The sequence below is a fragment of the Pseudomonas fluorescens genome, from assembly GCF_902497785.1.
GTDB lineage: Bacteria > Pseudomonadota > Gammaproteobacteria > Pseudomonadales > Pseudomonadaceae > Aquipseudomonas > Aquipseudomonas fluorescens_BO.
In genome coordinates this window covers 16,126-32,297 of the sequence record NZ_CABVHK010000003.1, presented here as the reverse complement: position 1 = coordinate 32,297, position 16,172 = coordinate 16,126, and the positions used below count along the sequence as shown (strand labels likewise).

General features: G+C 58.6%; 16 protein-coding genes and 1 pseudogene. 14 read left to right on the top strand and 3 right to left on the bottom strand.

Going from position 1 to position 16,172, the window contains the following annotated elements; all coding sequences use genetic code 11:
* Positions 1–127: 127 nt before the first annotated feature.
* The 3 genes from eno to ispD all read left to right on the top strand — a co-directional run bounded on the left by eno (position 128) and on the right by ispD (position 2,571).
* Complete coding sequence (gene eno, locus F8N62_RS05185; protein WP_150709939.1) at positions 128–1,417, top strand: phosphopyruvate hydratase; 1,290 nt, start codon at positions 128–130, stop codon at positions 1,415–1,417.
* Positions 1,418–1,588: 171 nt separating this feature from the next.
* Entirely contained in the window at positions 1,589–1,867 is a 279-nt protein-coding gene (ftsB, locus tag F8N62_RS05180) for a cell division protein FtsB (RefSeq protein WP_008028992.1), read from the top strand.
* Complete coding sequence (gene ispD, locus F8N62_RS05175) at positions 1,864–2,571, top strand: 2-C-methyl-D-erythritol 4-phosphate cytidylyltransferase (protein WP_150709938.1); 708 nt, start codon at positions 1,864–1,866, stop codon at positions 2,569–2,571. Before ftsB ends, ispD begins: the two co-directional genes overlap by 4 nt.
* A 66-nt stretch (positions 2,572–2,637) precedes the next feature.
* Here the strand turns inward: ispD and F8N62_RS05170 are convergent, their stop codons facing one another.
* Positions 2,638–3,534, bottom strand: a complete 897-nt coding sequence (locus F8N62_RS05170) for a LysR substrate-binding domain-containing protein (RefSeq protein WP_150709937.1) — start codon at positions 3,532–3,534, stop codon at positions 2,638–2,640.
* 107 nt (positions 3,535–3,641) lie between these two features.
* Here F8N62_RS05170 and F8N62_RS05165 point away from each other — a divergent pair, with 107 nt between their 5' ends.
* The 8 genes from F8N62_RS05165 (at position 3,642) to rpoS (ending at position 10,773) form a co-directional block, all read left to right on the top strand.
* On the top strand, positions 3,642–4,754 hold the full coding sequence (locus F8N62_RS05165) for an S-(hydroxymethyl)glutathione dehydrogenase/class III alcohol dehydrogenase (RefSeq protein WP_150709936.1): 1,113 nt from the start codon (positions 3,642–3,644) through the stop codon (positions 4,752–4,754).
* Between the two features lie 8 nt (positions 4,755–4,762).
* Positions 4,763–5,608: an S-formylglutathione hydrolase gene (gene fghA / locus F8N62_RS05160; RefSeq protein WP_150709935.1), complete on the top strand. Its 846-nt coding sequence runs from the start codon at positions 4,763–4,765 to the stop codon at positions 5,606–5,608.
* A gap of 43 nt (positions 5,609–5,651) precedes the next feature.
* Positions 5,652–6,125: a 2-C-methyl-D-erythritol 2,4-cyclodiphosphate synthase gene (gene ispF, locus F8N62_RS05155; protein ID WP_150709934.1), complete on the top strand. Its 474-nt coding sequence runs from the start codon at positions 5,652–5,654 to the stop codon at positions 6,123–6,125.
* Complete coding sequence (gene truD, locus F8N62_RS05150) at positions 6,122–7,180, top strand: tRNA pseudouridine(13) synthase TruD (RefSeq protein WP_150709933.1); 1,059 nt, start codon at positions 6,122–6,124, stop codon at positions 7,178–7,180. The genes ispF and truD overlap by 4 nt, the downstream gene beginning before the upstream one ends.
* Positions 7,168–7,917, top strand: a complete 750-nt coding sequence (gene surE / locus F8N62_RS05145) for a 5'/3'-nucleotidase SurE (protein WP_150709932.1) — start codon at positions 7,168–7,170, stop codon at positions 7,915–7,917. The genes truD and surE overlap by 13 nt, the downstream gene beginning before the upstream one ends.
* Before the next feature lie 38 nt (positions 7,918–7,955).
* Positions 7,956–8,591, top strand: a complete 636-nt coding sequence (locus tag F8N62_RS05140) for a protein-L-isoaspartate(D-aspartate) O-methyltransferase (RefSeq protein ID WP_174602683.1) — start codon at positions 7,956–7,958, stop codon at positions 8,589–8,591.
* Positions 8,592–8,802: 211 nt separating this feature from the next.
* Positions 8,803–9,660 (top strand): peptidoglycan DD-metalloendopeptidase family protein, encoded by an 858-nt coding sequence (locus F8N62_RS05135; RefSeq protein ID WP_150709931.1) that lies wholly within the window; start codon positions 8,803–8,805, stop codon positions 9,658–9,660.
* Positions 9,661–9,765: 105 nt separating this feature from the next.
* Complete coding sequence (rpoS, locus tag F8N62_RS05130) at positions 9,766–10,773, top strand: RNA polymerase sigma factor RpoS (protein ID WP_008029016.1); 1,008 nt, start codon at positions 9,766–9,768, stop codon at positions 10,771–10,773.
* A gap of 567 nt (positions 10,774–11,340) precedes the next feature.
* Here rpoS and fdxA read toward each other — a convergent pair.
* Entirely contained in the window at positions 11,341–11,664 is a 324-nt protein-coding gene (gene fdxA / locus F8N62_RS05125) for a ferredoxin FdxA (RefSeq protein WP_100938647.1), read from the bottom strand.
* Positions 11,665–11,806: 142 nt separating this feature from the next.
* Complete coding sequence (gene mutS / locus F8N62_RS05120) at positions 11,807–14,386, bottom strand: DNA mismatch repair protein MutS (RefSeq protein WP_150709930.1); 2,580 nt, start codon at positions 14,384–14,386, stop codon at positions 11,807–11,809.
* 201 nt (positions 14,387–14,587) lie between these two features.
* Here mutS and F8N62_RS05115 point away from each other — a divergent pair, with 201 nt between their 5' ends.
* The 3 genes and pseudogenes from F8N62_RS05115 to F8N62_RS31730 form a co-directional block, all read left to right on the top strand.
* A complete protein-coding gene (locus tag F8N62_RS05115) occupies positions 14,588–15,322 on the top strand; it encodes a helix-turn-helix transcriptional regulator (protein ID WP_150710268.1) in 735 nt (244 codons plus the stop codon).
* Between the two features lie 335 nt (positions 15,323–15,657).
* Positions 15,658–16,005 carry a phage holin family protein gene (locus tag F8N62_RS05110; RefSeq protein WP_150709929.1) on the top strand — a complete coding sequence of 116 codons (348 nt, stop codon included), beginning with the start codon at positions 15,658–15,660 and terminating at the stop codon, positions 16,003–16,005.
* Positions 15,995–16,114: pseudogene (locus F8N62_RS31730) on the top strand (glycoside hydrolase family 19 protein); the annotation flags it as partial. The gene F8N62_RS05110 and the pseudogene F8N62_RS31730, both read left to right, overlap by 11 nt.
* Positions 16,115–16,172 lie beyond the last annotated feature (58 nt).

The following is a 16,172-nucleotide window of genomic DNA, read 5'->3' as shown; positions in this document are numbered from 1 at the left end:
CCGAGCTTGCTCGCGATGGGGTCCGAGAGGGCACCATTTGCAAGCCGGTCTTATGCAACAATGTGACCCACAAGTTATAAATCGATCGGTACAGAGCGTTTTCGTCAACTTTGGAGTGTTTACAACAATGGCAAAAATCGTCGACATCAAAGGTCGTGAAGTTCTCGACTCCCGTGGCAACCCCACCGTGGAAGCGGACGTGCTTCTCGATAACGGCATCATCGGTAGCGCTTGCGCGCCGTCCGGTGCTTCCACTGGCTCGCGCGAAGCGCTTGAGCTGCGTGATGGCGACAAGAGCCGTTACCTGGGCAAAGGCGTTCTCAAAGCCGTCGCCAACATCAACGGTCCGATCCGCGACCTGTTGAAAGGCACAGACCCAAGCGACCAGAAAGCCCTCGATCACGCGATGATCAAGCTCGACGGTACTGAAAACAAAGGCTCCCTGGGCGCCAACGCGATCCTCGCCGTTTCCCTGGCTGCGGCCAAGGCAGCAGCACAGGACCAGGACCTGCCGCTGTACGCACACATCGCCAACCTGAACGGCACCCCGGGTGTTTACTCGATGCCGGTTCCGATGATGAACATCATCAACGGTGGCGAGCACGCCGATAACAACGTCGACATCCAGGAATTCATGGTTCAGCCGGTGGGCGCCAAGTCGTTCTCGGAAGGCCTGCGCATGGGCACCGAGATTTTCCATCACCTCAAAGCTGTGTTGAAGGCCCGTGGCCTGAGCACCGCAGTCGGTGACGAAGGTGGTTTCGCGCCGAACCTGGCCTCCAACGAAGATGCGTTGAAAGTGATCTCCGAAGCCGTGGCCAACGCGGGTTACAAACTGGGCACCGACGTGACCCTGGCACTGGACTGCGCGGCGAGCGAATTCTACGAAGACGGTAAATACAACCTGTCCGGCGAAGGCCAGGTGTTCACCGCTGAAGGTTTCGCCGATTACCTGAAAGGCCTGACCGAGCGTTATCCGATCATCTCCATTGAAGATGGCCTGGACGAGTCCGACTGGGCTGGCTGGAAAATCCTCACCGACAAAATCGGCGAGAAGATCCAGTTGGTAGGCGACGACCTGTTTGTGACCAACACCAAGATCCTCAAGGAAGGCATCGATAAAAAGATCGCCAACTCGATCCTGATCAAGTTCAACCAGATCGGCACCCTGACCGAAACGCTGGAAGCCATCCAGATGGCCAAGGCCGCGGGTTACACCGCTGTCATCTCGCACCGCTCCGGCGAAACCGAAGATTCGACCATTGCCGACCTGGCCGTGGGCACCGCGGCTGGCCAGATCAAGACCGGCTCCCTGTGCCGTTCCGATCGCGTTTCCAAGTACAACCAACTGCTGCGTATCGAAGAGCAGTTGAATGGCAAAGCCAAGTACAACGGCCGCAGCGAATTCCGCGGCTGATCGTTGACTGATATAAAGTCAGCGGATTGTGGCGAAAAAATCGCGACAGCGATGGATTTGCCACTAATCTGATGCCTTGAGAGCACAAGCCTGGGTCTTCCAGGCTTCGTGCTATCAGAAGCTTCAAAGTTTTTGCATGGCTGTCTTTTTTCACTGGAAACCTGATATTCGATGCGCAGTCCCAATTGGTTGTTCCTCGTCTTGCTCTTGCTGCTGGCTGGCCTGCAATACCGCCTGTGGGTGGGTAATGGCAGTCTCGCGCAAGTGGCCGAGCTGACTCAGCAGATCGCGGATCAGCACGCTGAGAACGAAGGGTTGCTGGAGCGCAATCGGGTCATGGACGCCGAAGTCAGTGAATTGAAAAAAGGCATGGAGACCGTTGAAGAACGGGCTCGCCATGAGCTGGGCATGGTCAAGGACGGTGAAACCCTTTACCAGCTAGCGCAATGAATTCCTCGATACCGGCCTTCTGGGCCGTGATTCCTGCCGCGGGCGTCGGTGCCCGTATGGCCGCGGACCGTCCCAAGCAATACTTGCCGCTGGGCGGGCGCACTATTCTCGAACACAGCCTCGGCTGTTTCCTTGATCATCCTGCCCTGAAGGGGTTGGTGGTCAGTCTTGCTGTCGATGATCCTTACTGGCCCAATCTGGCGTGCGCCAGCGACTCGCGGATTCAACGCGTTGATGGCGGCACCGAGCGCTCCGGATCAGTGCTCAATGCCTTGCTGCATTTGCATGCACTGGGCGCTGGCGACGAGGATTGGGTGTTGGTGCACGACGCTGCGCGGCCCAATCTGAGCCGGGATGATCTGGATAAGTTGCTGATGGAACTGGCTGACGATCCGGTCGGCGGTCTGCTGGCGGTGCCGGCACGCGATACCTTGAAGCGGGTCGACAAGCACGGTCGCGTGGTTGAAACCGTGGATCGCAGTGTGATTTGGCAGGCCTATACGCCGCAGATGTTCCGCCTCGGTGCCTTGCATCGGGCATTGGCTGACAGTCTCGTGGCCGATGCGCTGATCACTGACGAGGCTTCGGCGATGGAGTGGGCCGGGCTGGCGCCACGCCTCATCGAAGGACGGGCAGACAACCTCAAGGTTACGCGCCCCGAAGACCTGGAGTGGCTGCGCCAGCGCTGGGCTAACCGCCGCTAAAAAGATCGCAGCCCTCGGGGAACGCAGTCTCCTGTAGGAGCTGCCGAAGGCTGCGATCCTTTGATCTTAAACCTGATACTCCGGCCGTTCGGCCAACCCTTCTTTCAAATAATCCACCAACTTGCGCACCTTCGGCGACAAATGCCGTTGCTGCGGATAGAGCGCCCACACCGCCGTATTCGGCGGTTGATGCGCCTCAAGCAATGAAATCAAAACCCCGCTTTTCAGATGCTCCAGCACGTAATAGTCCGGAAGCTGACACAACCCCACGCCTTGTAACGCCGCATCCAGCACCGCTTGCCCACTGTTGCAGCGCCAGTTTCCCTGCACCCGCTGGGAAAATTCCCGCCCGTTCTGTTCAAGTTGCCAAAGATCCGAGCTCCCAATCAGGCAATTATGACGACTCAATTCCGACAAGCTATGTGGGCGTCCATACCTTTCGATGTAGGACGGCGATGCGCACAGGTACATGCGTCGTGGTGCCAAGCGCGTAGCCACCAATCGCGAATCTTGCAGACGACCCAGGCGGATCGCCAGGTCCAGGCCCTCATGGACCAGGTCGAGTTGGCGGTTACTCAGCTCGATATCAATTCGAAGCTGCGGATAAAGCCCCATGAAACGCGTGACCAGCGGCACGATAAATCGCTCGCCATACGCCACCGCGCAGGTCATGCGCAGCATACCTTTAGGCTCACTGGTCAAGTCGCCGACCGCCCTGAGTGCCTCTTCGCGACCGTCCTGCAATCGCTGGCAATGTTGCAGAAAGGTTTGCCCGGCTTCGGTCAGCGTGACGCGTCGGGTGCTGCGGTACAGCAACCGCGTCTGAAGGCGCTCTTCGAGACGTACTATTTGGCGACTGACGTGGGAGGAAGAAACCCCGAGGCGTTCTGCCGCTGCCGTGAATTGACTGCACTCGGCCACTGCAACGAACTCGTCAATCCCTTCCCAGCGATTTTCGGACATCAAGGATTATCCCTGTATGGCAATAATGTTTTGCTTTTGCCCCGATTATTCATCGTAAATCGCTGTATTACACTCCCTGTCTCGCTTTAATTCTCTGGAGAACCCACATGATCAAGTCACGTGCCGCCGTTGCCTTCGAAGCCAAGAAACCCCTCGAGATCGTTGAAGTCGATGTCGCCCTGCCCAAGGCCGGTGAAGTTTTACTGCGTGTGGTTGCCTCCGGTGTCTGTCATACCGATGCTTACACCTTGTCCGGTGCTGATCCGGAAGGGATCTTTCCGTCGATCCTCGGTCACGAAGGTGGCGCAGTGGTCGAGGCGATCGGCGAGGGCGTGACCTCCGTTGCGGTCGGCGATCATGTGATCCCGCTTTACACCCCGGAATGTCGCCAGTGCAAATTCTGCCTGTCGGGCAAAACCAACCTCTGTCAGGCCATTCGCGCCACCCAGGGCAAAGGCTTGATGCCGGACGGCACTTCGCGTTTTTCCTACAAGGGCCAGCCGATTTTCCACTACATGGGTACTTCGACCTTTTCCGAGTACACCGTGCTGCCGGAGATCTCTGTCGCCAAAATCCCCAAGGAAGCGCCACTGGAAAAAGTCTGTCTGCTGGGCTGCGGTGTCACCACCGGCATTGGCGCAGTGCTCAATACGGCCAAGGTGAAACCTGGTGATACCGTGGCCATTTTCGGTCTCGGAGGTATCGGTCTGTCAGCGGTGATCGGTGCGGTAAAAGCCAAGGCTGCGCGGATTATTGCCATCGACATCAACCCGGCCAAATTCGAAATTGCCAAACAGTTGGGTGCAACCGATTGCGTGAACCCGAAAGACTTCGACCGTCCGATCCAGGAAGTCATCGTCGACATGACCGATGGCGGCGTCGACTTTTCCTTCGAGTGCATCGGCAACGTCCAATTGATGCGTGCTGCACTTGAGTGCTGCCACAAAGGGTGGGGCGAGTCGGTGATCATTGGCGTGGCCGGCGCCGGTCAGGAAATCGCCACCCGTCCCTTCCAGCTGGTGACCGGTCGCGTCTGGCGCGGTTCGGCGTTCGGCGGTGTGCGCGGTCGTACCGAGTTGCCGAGCTATGTCGAAATGGCCGAAACAGGCGAAATCCCGCTGGATACTTTCATCACCCACACCATGGGCCTGGAAGATATCAACAAGGCGTTCGACCTGATGCACGAAGGCAAGAGCATCCGTTCCGTCATCCATTTCTGAGGTCGGTCATGAGCCTGGAAAATATCTCCTGCCAGAAGAGCTTCGGCGGCTGGCACAAACGCTACCGGCACCGCTCCGAGGTGCTCGGCTGCGACATGGTGTTCGCCGTGTACCTGCCGCCGCAAGCGGAGCAGGGCGGCAAATTGCCGGTGCTGTACTGGCTCTCCGGCCTGACCTGCACCGACGAAAATTTCATGCACAAGGCCGGCGCCCTGCGCATGGCTGCCAAGCTGGGGTTGATCATTGTGGCACCGGACACCAGCCCGCGCGGTGCTGACGTGCCGGGCGATCCGGATGGCGCGTGGGACTTCGGTCTCGGCGCCGGGTTTTATCTCAACGCCACGCAGGAACCGTGGTCGCGGCATTATCGGATGCATGACTATGTCGTGCAGGAATTGCCGGCATTGGTCGAGGCTCATTTCCCTGCATCGGACCAGCGCGGCATCAGCGGTCATTCCATGGGTGGCCATGGCGCGCTGGTCTGTGCGTTGCGCAATCCGGGGCGTTATCAATCGGTGTCGGCGTTCTCGCCGATCAACAATCCGATGGATTGCCCGTGGGGCCAGAAAGCCTTTTCCCGGTACCTGGGTGAAGACCGTTCCAAGTGGCGCGAATGGGATGCCTGCGCATTGATTGCCGAGGCTGACGAGAAGTTGCCGCTGTTGGTCGACCAAGGGGATCGCGACGATTTTCTCGCCACTCAGCTCAAGCCTGAAGCCCTGCAACAGGCGGCCAAACTGGCCGGTCATCCACTGACGTTGCGGCTGCAACCGGGCTACGATCACAGCTACTTCTTCATCGCCAGTTTCATCGACGACCACTTACAGCATCACGGGCGCGCCCTAGGCGTGTAATGCGGGTAGAATCACGCCCTGACAAAAATCGGGGCGTTTTTTTATGCGTATTGGCCACGGCTATGATGTGCACCGTTTCGCTGAAGGCGATTTCATTACTCTGGGCGGCGTGCGCATTGCACACGGCTTCGGGCTGCTCGCTCACTCCGACGGTGACGTCCTGCTGCACGCCTTGAGCGATGCCTTGCTCGGCGCCGCTGCGTTGGGTGATATCGGCAAGCACTTCCCGGACACCGACCCGACATTCAAGGGCGCCGACAGCCGCGTGCTGTTGCGTCACGTCGTCGCACTGATCCACGCCAAAGGCTGGAAAGTCGGCAACGTCGATAACACCATCGTCGCCCAATCGCCAAAAATGGCCCCGCATATCGAATCGATGCGCGCGCTGATTGCCGCGGATCTTCAAGTTGAACTGGATCAAGTGAACGTGAAAGCTACCACCACTGAAAAGCTTGGCTTTGTCGGTCGCGAAGAAGGCATCGCCGTGCATTCCGTTGCCTTGTTGCTGCGCGCATGAACGAGGCGCAATTGCTCGGCCCGCGTGCCTATGGTGAAGCCCTCGGCACGGCGGTGTTGAAAGCCACGGCGGAAGATTTTCAGGTCGATGAAGTGCTCGATATCCCGCTCAGTGGTGACGGCGAGCACCTGTGGATTTGGGTGGAAAAGCGCGGTCTGAATACCGAAGAAGCGGCACGTCGAATCGCCAAGGCTGCGGGCGTGCCGTTGCGCACGGTGAGTTACGCCGGGCTCAAGGATCGTCAGGCGCTGACGCGTCAATGGTTCAGCGTACAACTGCCGGGCAAGGCCGACCCTGATCTGTCGGCAGCCGAAAACGACACGTTGAAAATCCTCAAGACCGGTCGGCACAAACGCAAGCTGCAGCGCGGTGCCCACTCGGCCAACGGATTTACGTTGCGCCTGACCCAGTTCGCGGGCGACAAAGCGGCGATCGAAGCGCGTCTGCAACTGATCGCCAAACAAGGTATTCCCAATTATTTCGGCGCCCAGCGCTTCGGCTTCGATGGCGGCAATGTGGTCGACGCGCGTGCCTGGGCCGCGCGTAAAGCGTTGCCGGAGCAGCGTAACGTGCGGTCGCGCTTGCTCTCCACCGCGCGCAGTTTTCTGTTTAATCAGGTTCTGGCGGCGCGTGTTGCCGACGGTACCTGGCAGCAAGCGCAGGTCGGCGATTTGCTGGCGTTTACCGACAGCCGCAGTTTCTTTCCGGCCGGTGAGGCCGAGTGCAGCGACCCGCGCCTGGCGATTCTCGACCTGCACCCGACCGGTCCGCAGTGGGGCGAAGGTGACTCGCCGGCGACAGGCGCTGTCCATGAACTGGAGCAGGCAATCGCCGCCCGCGAAGCAGACCTTCGCGATTGGTTGATTAACGCCGGTATGAGCCACGAACGTCGCATCCTGCGGCTGCCCATTGCTGGGTTGACGTGGCATTATCCCGAGCCTGACATTCTGCAACTGGAATTCGTCCTGCCGGCCGGATGCTTCGCCACTGTGTTGGTGCGCGAGCTTGTCGATCTGGTGCCGGTGGGGCAGACGGACAGCCCATGCGTATTCTGATTTCTAACGACGATGGGGTAACCGCACCCGGTCTCGCCGCGCTTTATGCTGCGCTGGCGGATTACACCGAATGCGTGGTTATCGCCCCGGACCAGGACAAAAGCGGCGCCAGCAGTTCGCTGACGCTCGACCGTCCGTTGCACCCGCAGACTTTGGCCAACGGCTTTATCAGCATCAATGGCACACCCACCGATTGCGTGCACCTGGGCCTCAACGGCTTGCTGGAGCGGCAACCGGACATGGTGGTTTCCGGGATCAACCTGGGCGCCAACCTGGGGGACGATGTGTTGTATTCCGGCACCGTGGCCGCGGCCCTTGAGGGGCGTTTCCTCGAGCGCCCTTCGTTTGCCTTTTCGTTGGTCTCACGCCAGGTTGATAACCTTCCCACAGCGGCTTACTTTGCGCGCAAACTGGTGCAAGCCCACGCTGACCTTGAGCTGCCACCGCGCACGGTACTGAACGTGAACATTCCCAATTTGCCACTGGACCACATCCGTGGAATTCAGCTGACTCGCCTCGGCCATCGCGCACGCGCGGCGGCCCCGATGAAAGTGGTCGACCCGCGCGGCAAGTCCGGTTACTGGATCGCTGCTGCCGGGGACGCCGAAGACGGCGGCCCGGGCACCGATTTCCATGCGGTCATGCAAGGTTACGTTTCGATCACGCCACTGCAACTGGACCGCACCTTCAATGACGCCTTCAGAAGTCTTGATGGCTGGCTGGAGGGACTGAACTGATGGCTCGTGAACAAGACCCGATGCATCGCGGCATCGGCATGACCTCGCAGCGAACCCGCGAGCGCCTGATCCAGCGGTTGTATGAAGAAGGTATTTCCAACGCCAAGGTGCTGGAAGTGATTCGCCGTACACCGCGTCACCTGTTCGTCGACGAGGCGCTGGCGCATCGCGCCTACGAAGACACGGCGTTGCCGATCGGCAACAACCAGACGATCTCCCAGCCTTACATGGTCGCCCGCATGAGCGAGCTGCTGCTGGAGGCGGGGCCTCTGGACAAGGTGATGGAAATCGGCACGGGTTCTGGTTATCAGACCGCGATTCTGTCGCAGTTGGTCGAGCGGGTTTTTTCCGTCGAGCGCATCAAGGTTTTGCAGGACCGGGCCAAGGAACGTCTGGTCGATCTCAACCTGCGCAACGTGGTCTTCCGTTGGGGCGACGGTTGGGAAGGGTGGCCGGCGCTGGCGCCGTACAACGGCATTATCGTGACCGCGGTGGCCACTGATGTGCCTCAGGCATTGCTTGATCAGTTGGCGCCGGGCGGGCGCCTGGTAATACCCGTCGGCTCCGGCGAGGTGCAACAATTGATGTTGATCATTCGTGAGGAGCACGGGTTTTCCCGACGTGTTTTGGGGGCGGTGCGCTTCGTTCCATTGCTCAATGGGCCACTGGCCTGAGCATTTGTTAAAGCGTGCTGAATTCTCTGCGATTGCCCCTGTCTTACAGCGGCATCGATCAGTTAAACGGGATTCATCGTCAGGCAGCAAACGTGTGCGCGATGTCATTTCGCTTCATTAAAGGTAAAGCCTGCACGGCCCGTTATACTTGCGACACTTCATGCCAAAGCACGGCATTTCAAATTTTCAGCCACCACAAAGGGAGCGGCGGGTGAGTCTCACAGTCATTGCGCAGCGTATGGGTAACACGAGCTTTCAGCGCCTGGTGACTGGCCTTGTCTTGAGCACCTTGCTGGTCGGTTGTTCCAGCAACAAATCGAGCGACGTGCGCGTCATCGATCGCAACAATGCCGCCGCCCAGCGTCCGGCAGTGACCACGGGGCAGTACGTGGTTCGACCTAAAGACACGATGTTCTCGATCGCCTTTCGCTACGGCTGGGACTACAAGGCCCTGGCGGCGCGTAACAACATTCCTGCGCCTTACACGATACATCCGGGTCAGACGATTCGCTTTGACGGTCGCACCGGTTCAACGCCGACGGCGGTGGTCAGTTCCTCCAATTCAACACCTTCTTCATCGAGTAAAACCACGGTATTCAAGCGTCCGGTGAACGGTGCCACCACTGGTACGGCGGTGGTTGTACCGTCCGTCGCGAACAAGCCAGCACCCGCCCCGATGCCTCCGGCAGGCCCGGCCCCGACCGGCTGGGGATGGCCTTCTAATGGCATCCTGATTGGAAAATTCTCTTCAAACGGGAGTTTGAATAAAGGAATTGATATCGCCGGGGATTTGGGACAGCCTGTTTTAGCTGCGTCTGATGGGACGGTGGTATACGCCGGGAGTGGCTTAAGGGGCTACGGCGAATTAGTCATCATCAAACACAGCGATACCTACGTCAGTGCCTACGGACATAATCGCAGGCTGTTGGTTCGGGAGGGGCAGCAGGTCAAGGTCGGACAGACAATTGCCGAAATGGGGTCAACGGGTACAGACCGGGTGAAGCTGCATTTTGAGATTCGCCGACAAGGTAAACCTGTAGATCCGCTGCAGTTCCTGCCACGTCGTTGATTTGTTACCAGCCTGTTCCGTCACGTAGAGGGAACAGGCTCCAGCGTTGCCAAGGATAAAGGCGCCGCTTGAGCTTGAGGTCGAACTCACCAAAGGACTATAACAATGGCTCTCAGTAAAGAAGTGCCGGAGTTTGACATCGACGATGAGGTTCTCCTGATGGAGACCGGCATCGGTACGGATTCGATGTCGAATGATGAAGGGGCTGCTCCACCTTCCGTTCGTGCCAAATCCAGACACTCCGCTTCGTTAAAGCAACACAAGTACATTGACTACACTCGGGCACTCGATGCCACGCAGCTGTACCTCAATGAGATCGGCTTTTCCCCTCTGCTGTCCCCCGAAGAAGAAGTTCACTTTGCACGCTTGTCGCAAAGTGGCGATCCGGCCGGGCGCAAACGCATGATTGAAAGCAATTTGCGGCTGGTGGTGAAAATCGCCCGACGCTATGTCAATCGTGGCCTGTCTCTGCTGGACCTGATCGAAGAGGGCAACCTCGGGCTGATCCGGGCCGTGGAGAAATTCGACCCTGAACGCGGCTTCCGCTTTTCGACCTACGCTACCTGGTGGATTCGTCAGACCATCGAGCGCGCGATCATGAATCAGACCCGGACCATCCGGTTGCCGATCCATGTGGTCAAAGAGCTGAACGTGTACCTGCGAGCTGCGCGGGAGTTGACGCAAAAACTCGATCACGAACCCTCACCCGAAGAAATCGCCAACCTGCTGGAAAAACCGGTGGGAGAGGTCAAGCGCATGCTTGGTTTGAACGAGCGGGTTTCTTCGGTCGACGTCTCGCTGGGTCCGGATTCGGATAAAACCCTGCTGGATACCCTCACTGATGACCGTCCTACCGATCCATGCGAACTGTTGCAGGATGACGACCTGTCCCAGAGCATCGATCAATGGCTTTCGGAATTGACCGACAAGCAGCGCGAAGTGGTGATACGCCGCTTCGGCCTGCGCGGTCACGAGAGCAGCACGCTTGAGGATGTAGGCCTGGAAATTGGCCTGACACGGGAACGTGTCAGACAGATCCAGGTTGAAGGCCTGAAGCGTCTTCGGGAAATTCTGGAGAAAAATGGCCTATCGAGCGAGTCGCTGTTTCAATAAGGCAATCGCTTGAGCAAGTCACAAACTGCCCCGACTGGTTCGGGGTTTTTTGTGTCTGGCAGTTGGCCAGGCAAGCGCGGCAGCTTTGTAGGCTTGCGTTGTAAGTCTTCGCTTACTCTCTCGTAAGTGTTCGCAATTTTTACACCCCCGCAGATGTCCATGATAGTCAGTGGTAGTTTTCATCTATCTGATTTAATTGGATATTTATGTAAATACTAAAATTTTTGGCGGTTCCATTTTGCGACTGAGGCCGATTGCGCTGTTCCGAAAACGCTTTAGTATCCAGGTTGTGTCAACGGACCGACACGCCCCTCAAGGATGAGGGGAAAGGACATTGCAGGAAGCGATTCATCAGGACGATGAAAAGGAACACAGGGAATAGGGAAAAAATGTGGGCGGGTCAAACCGCCCCTTTTTTTGCCTGCAGAAAAGTAAAGATCGCAGCCTTCGGCAGCTACTACAAATTTCCGATGATCTTGTAGGAGCTGCCGAAGGCTGCGATCTTTTGACTTGATCCTGAAAATGAAAAAGGCCCGCAAGGGGCCTTTTCGAGAACGCGGGGGAAAATCAGCGTTCGAGGTCTTTGATCTTGCCTTTCTTGCCATCCCACTCTTCAGCGTCTGGCAGCGATTCTTTCTTCTCGGTGATGTTCGGCCAGATTTCGGCCAGCTCAACGTTCAGCTGAATGAACTCCTGCATGTCTTCCGGTACTTCATCTTCAGAGAAGATGGCCACGGCAGGGCATTCTGGTTCGCACAGTGCGCAGTCGATGCACTCATCCGGGTGAATCACCAGGAAGTTCGGGCCTTCGTAAAAGCAGTCCACCGGACAGACTTCTACGCAATCGGTGTACTTGCACTTGATGCAGTTGTCGGTGACGACGAAGGTCATTTCTAATTTTCTCCTCAGGCGGCGGCAGCGGAGCCCCTTCACGTTGGGGACGCCAGGTTTGGGAGCGATAGTCTGCAGGCCAGGCTATTAGCCTGCAGCATCCCAAACCGCGCGAGATTCTAACAGCTTGCAGGCAAGTGCGTTAGATCCGTGTCTTCAGTGTATAGAGCATTTCTAACGCGCGACGCGGCGTCAGGTCGTCCAGATCGAGTTTGGCCAGTTCATCGAGCACCGGGTGGGGCAGGCTGGCGAACATGTCGCTTTGCTGCGGCGCTGCCGGTTTACCTTTGGCCGTCTTGGGCACTTCGTGAGGCAGCGCGGTGGCTTCCAGTCGACCGAGATGCTCGCGAGCACGCACGATTACTTCGCTCGGCACGCCGGCCAATTGCGCCACGGCGAGGCCATAACTCTGGCTGGCAGGCCCGGGCAGCACGTGGTGCAGGAACACGATGCGTTCGTTGTGCTCGGTGGCGTTGAGGTGCACGTTGGCCACCAGCGGTTGCGCTTCCGGCAGCACCGTCAGCTCAAAGTAGTGGGTGGCGAACAGCGTGTAAGCCCGCAGATGTGCCAGGCGCTCGGCCGCGGCCCAGGCCAGCGACAAGCCGTCGAAGGTGCTGGTGCCGCGCCCGACTTCGTCCATCAGCACCAGGCTGCGTTCGGTAGCGTTGTGCAGAATGTTTGCGGTTTCGCTCATTTCGACCATGAAGGTCGAGCGCCCGCCCGCCAGGTCGTCACTGGAACCGATCCGGGTGAAAATCCGGTCAACCAGGGACAGTTCACAACTGGCCGCCGGCACGAAGCTGCCGATGTGCGCCAGCAACACGATCAGCGCAGTCTGGCGCATGTAGGTGGATTTACCGCCCATGTTCGGACCGGTGATCACCAGCATGCGCGTGTTGTCGTCGAGGCTCAGGTCGTTGGCCACAAACGGCGTGGTCAGCACTTGCTCGACCACCGGGTGACGGCCCTGGGTGATGCGCATGCACGGCTCTTCGACGAAACGCGGGCAGTTCAAATCGAGGTTCAGTGCGCGTTCGGCAAGGTTGCTCAGCACGTCCAGTTCCGCCAGGGCGGCGGCGGTGTCTTGCAGCGGTGGCAACTGGCCGATCAGGTCCTCGAGCAGCGCTTCGTAAAGCATCTTCTCGCGGGCCAGGGCACGGCTTTTCGCCGACAGCGCTTTGTCCTCGAAGGCCTTCAGCTCCGGCGTGATGAAGCGCTCGGCGCCTTTGAGCGTCTGGCGGCGGATATAGTCTGCCGGCGCGGATTCGGCCTGCTTGCTCGGCAGCTCGATGAAGTAACCGTGAATGCGGTTGTAGCCGACTTTCAGATGCGACAGGCCGGTGCGCGCTTTTTCGCGCGCCTCCAGATCGATCAGGAACTGCCCGGCGTTTTCGCTGAGCGATTGCAGGTCGTCCAATTCTGCGTCGTAACCGGTTTTCAACACGCCGCCGTCACGGATCACTGCTGGCGGGTTGTCGATGATGGCTTTTTCCAGCAGCGCCGCCAGTTCCGGGTATGTGCTGGTGGTCTTCGCCAGTTGAATGATGTGCGGCGCTTCAAGCTCGGTCATCGCCACTTGCAACTCAGGCAACGCACCGAGGGCGTCGCGCAGACGCGCCAGGTCACGGGGGCGGGCATTGCGCAGGCCGATCCGCGCAAGGATGCGCTCGATGTCGCCGATCTCCTTGAGCTGCGGTTGCAGTTTTTCGAAACGGTAACCGTCGAGCAGACAGGTGATCGAGGTCTGGCGTGCCAGCAAGACGTTCAAGTCTCGCAGCGGGCGGTTCAGCCAGCGGGTCAGCAGACGACTGCCCATCGCGGTCTGGCAGCGGTCGACCACCGATTGCAGGGTGTTGTCGCGGCCACCGGCAAGGTTAGTATCCAGCTCCAGGTTGCGACGGCTCGCGCCATCCAGCACCACCGTGTCATCCAGACGCTCGTGGCGCAGGCTGCGCAAATGGGGCAGGGCGGTGCGCTGGGTTTCCTTGGCGTAGCTGAGCAGGCAACCGGCAGCGCCGATGGCCAGGGTCAGGTTCTCACAACCGAAACCTTTCAGGTCTTGAGTCGAGAATTGCTGGCAGAGACTTTTCAGCGCCGAGTCGCGCTCGAAATCCCACGGTGCACGGCGACGAACACCACGACGTTTCTCCGCCGGCAAATCCTTCGGCCAGTCATCCGGGATCATCAGCTCCACCGGATTGACCCGTTCCAGCTCCGCCAACAGGTTTTCCCAACCCTTGATCTCCAGCACCGTGAAATTGCCGCTGGTGATGTCCAGCACGGCCAGGCCAAACAGGCGCTCGTCGCCCAGCACCGCCGCGATCAGATTGTCCCGACGCTCATCCAGCAACGCTTCATCACTGACCGTACCCGGCGTGATGATCCGCACCACCTGACGATCCACCGGACCTTTGCTGGTGGCCGGATCGCCAACCTGCTCACAAATCACCACCGACTCGCCAAGCTTGACCAGTTTCGCCAAGTAACCTTCCGCGGCGTGGTAAGGAATCCCACACATCGGAATCGCCTGACCGGCCGATTGCCCACGGGCAGTCAGGGTGATGTCCAGCAACTTGGCGGCCTTCTTCGCGTCTTCATAGAAGATCTCGTAAAAGTCGCCCATGCGGTAGAACATCAACTGGTCTGGGTGCTGGTTCTTCAGGCGCCAGTACTGCTGCATCATTGGCGTGTGAGAAGACAGATCGGAGAGGGCTTTATTCATCGGATAATCAGGCAAATTCGTTGAAAGGTGTAGGGCAAAGGAGGGACGTCGGCCCGGCTTTTCCGCGATGGGCGCAAGGTTACCATGGGCGGTCTGCCCGACGCAGGCATGAAAGCCACGCGATACATTTCCGATTTTTTATGCACGGGTTATGCAATTCAGCATTTGTCATCGGAAAAAACATCAAGCACTATGCGCGTTATGCAAAAACGCAATGTTTCTTCTGTCTTAAGAGCGCTGCTCGATCAGCACGGTATCTCCCCGACGGAGCTTCACCGTCGCACCGGCGTGCCCCAATCCACACTTTCGCGCATCCTCAGCGGGAAGATCGTCGACCCTTCGGATAAACACATCTCGAAGATCGCCGAGTACTTCGCCGTGAGCACCGACCAGTTGCGTGGCCGCGCTGATGTCGCGCCCGCCGCCCATGCCGGACGCGCGGCATCGCATTCCGAACTCAAGGACATAAGCCTGTGGGACGACGATACGCCCGTCGATGACGATGAGGTGTCGGTCCCCTTTCTTCGAGAGGTTGAATTGGCTGCTGGATCAGGAAGATTCGTTATCGAAGAAAGCGAGCGCTCTAGCCTGCGCTTCGGCAAGCGCAGCTTGCGGCACAACGGTGTGCAGTTCGATCAGGCCAAATGTGTGACAGTGCGCGGCAACAGTATGTTGCCGGTGTTGCGTGACGGCGCGACGGTGGGGGTCAATGCCGGGAAATGCGGGATTGGCGACATCGTCGATGGCGACCTGTATGCGATCAATCACAACGGGCAGCTACGGGTTAAACAGCTTTACCGGTTGCCGACGGGCATTCGTCTGCGCAGTTTCAATCGTGAAGAGCATCCGGACGAGGACTACACCTTCCAGGAGATTCAGGGAGAGCAGATTGTCATTCTTGGTCATGTCTTCTGGTGGGGTATGTACGCTCGATAACCCCAACGCTGTCAGATAAAACCCGCCGCTGTGCGGGTTTTTTTACGTCTGCTGAAAACCGTTAGCCTCTAATTTCATCGGGTTCTATGCGCCAATGCATTTACGTCCTGAAAATAAATGCGCTAGTGCATTGACTGTATATGCATCCATGCATATTCTTTGTCTCAAGCCGCTCGACAAGGCAGTAATTGCCGGACCGCTCGGGTAGCGCGATCGATACATCCGGCTCCTTTTGCATTTGAGGGGCTCGATGTGCGGGCTGCCGACAAATACGCAAACAGCGCGTACTCAATCGCAAACTGTTTGAGGCACACACATCCCCCAGGAGGCGCGACATGACAAACGAGCAACAAGCGTTGCTGGACATGCCGATCTGGCTGGTCCTCGCGCTCGCCCTGGTGGGCGGGCTGACCGGCGAAATGTGGCGAGCTGACAAGGAAGGCGCTCGCGGCTGGTCATTGATGCGGCGTCTGGCTCTGCGTTCCGGGGCCTGCATGGTTTGCGGGGTGTCGGCGTTCATGCTGCTGTACGCCGCGGGTTTGTCGATCTGGGCGGCCGGCGCTTTCGGGGGCCTCACAGCGATAGCCGGGGCTGATGTTGCCATCGGCCTCTATGAGCGCTGGGCGGCCAAACGCATCGGCGTGTGTGACATCCGGCCGCGTGATTCCCCGCGGGACCAATAGCCTCCGCGGCAATAGCGCGGCGCCCGACGGTGACGGTCAACGCTATCGCGGTCGCGGCCTGATCCAGATCAGCGGGCGCCATAACTGTCAACAGTGCAGTCCTGGACTGGCTAACATTTTGACCGACCCTGTGCCTTGCAAGCGCGATGCGCTCGTGTACGGTAGTT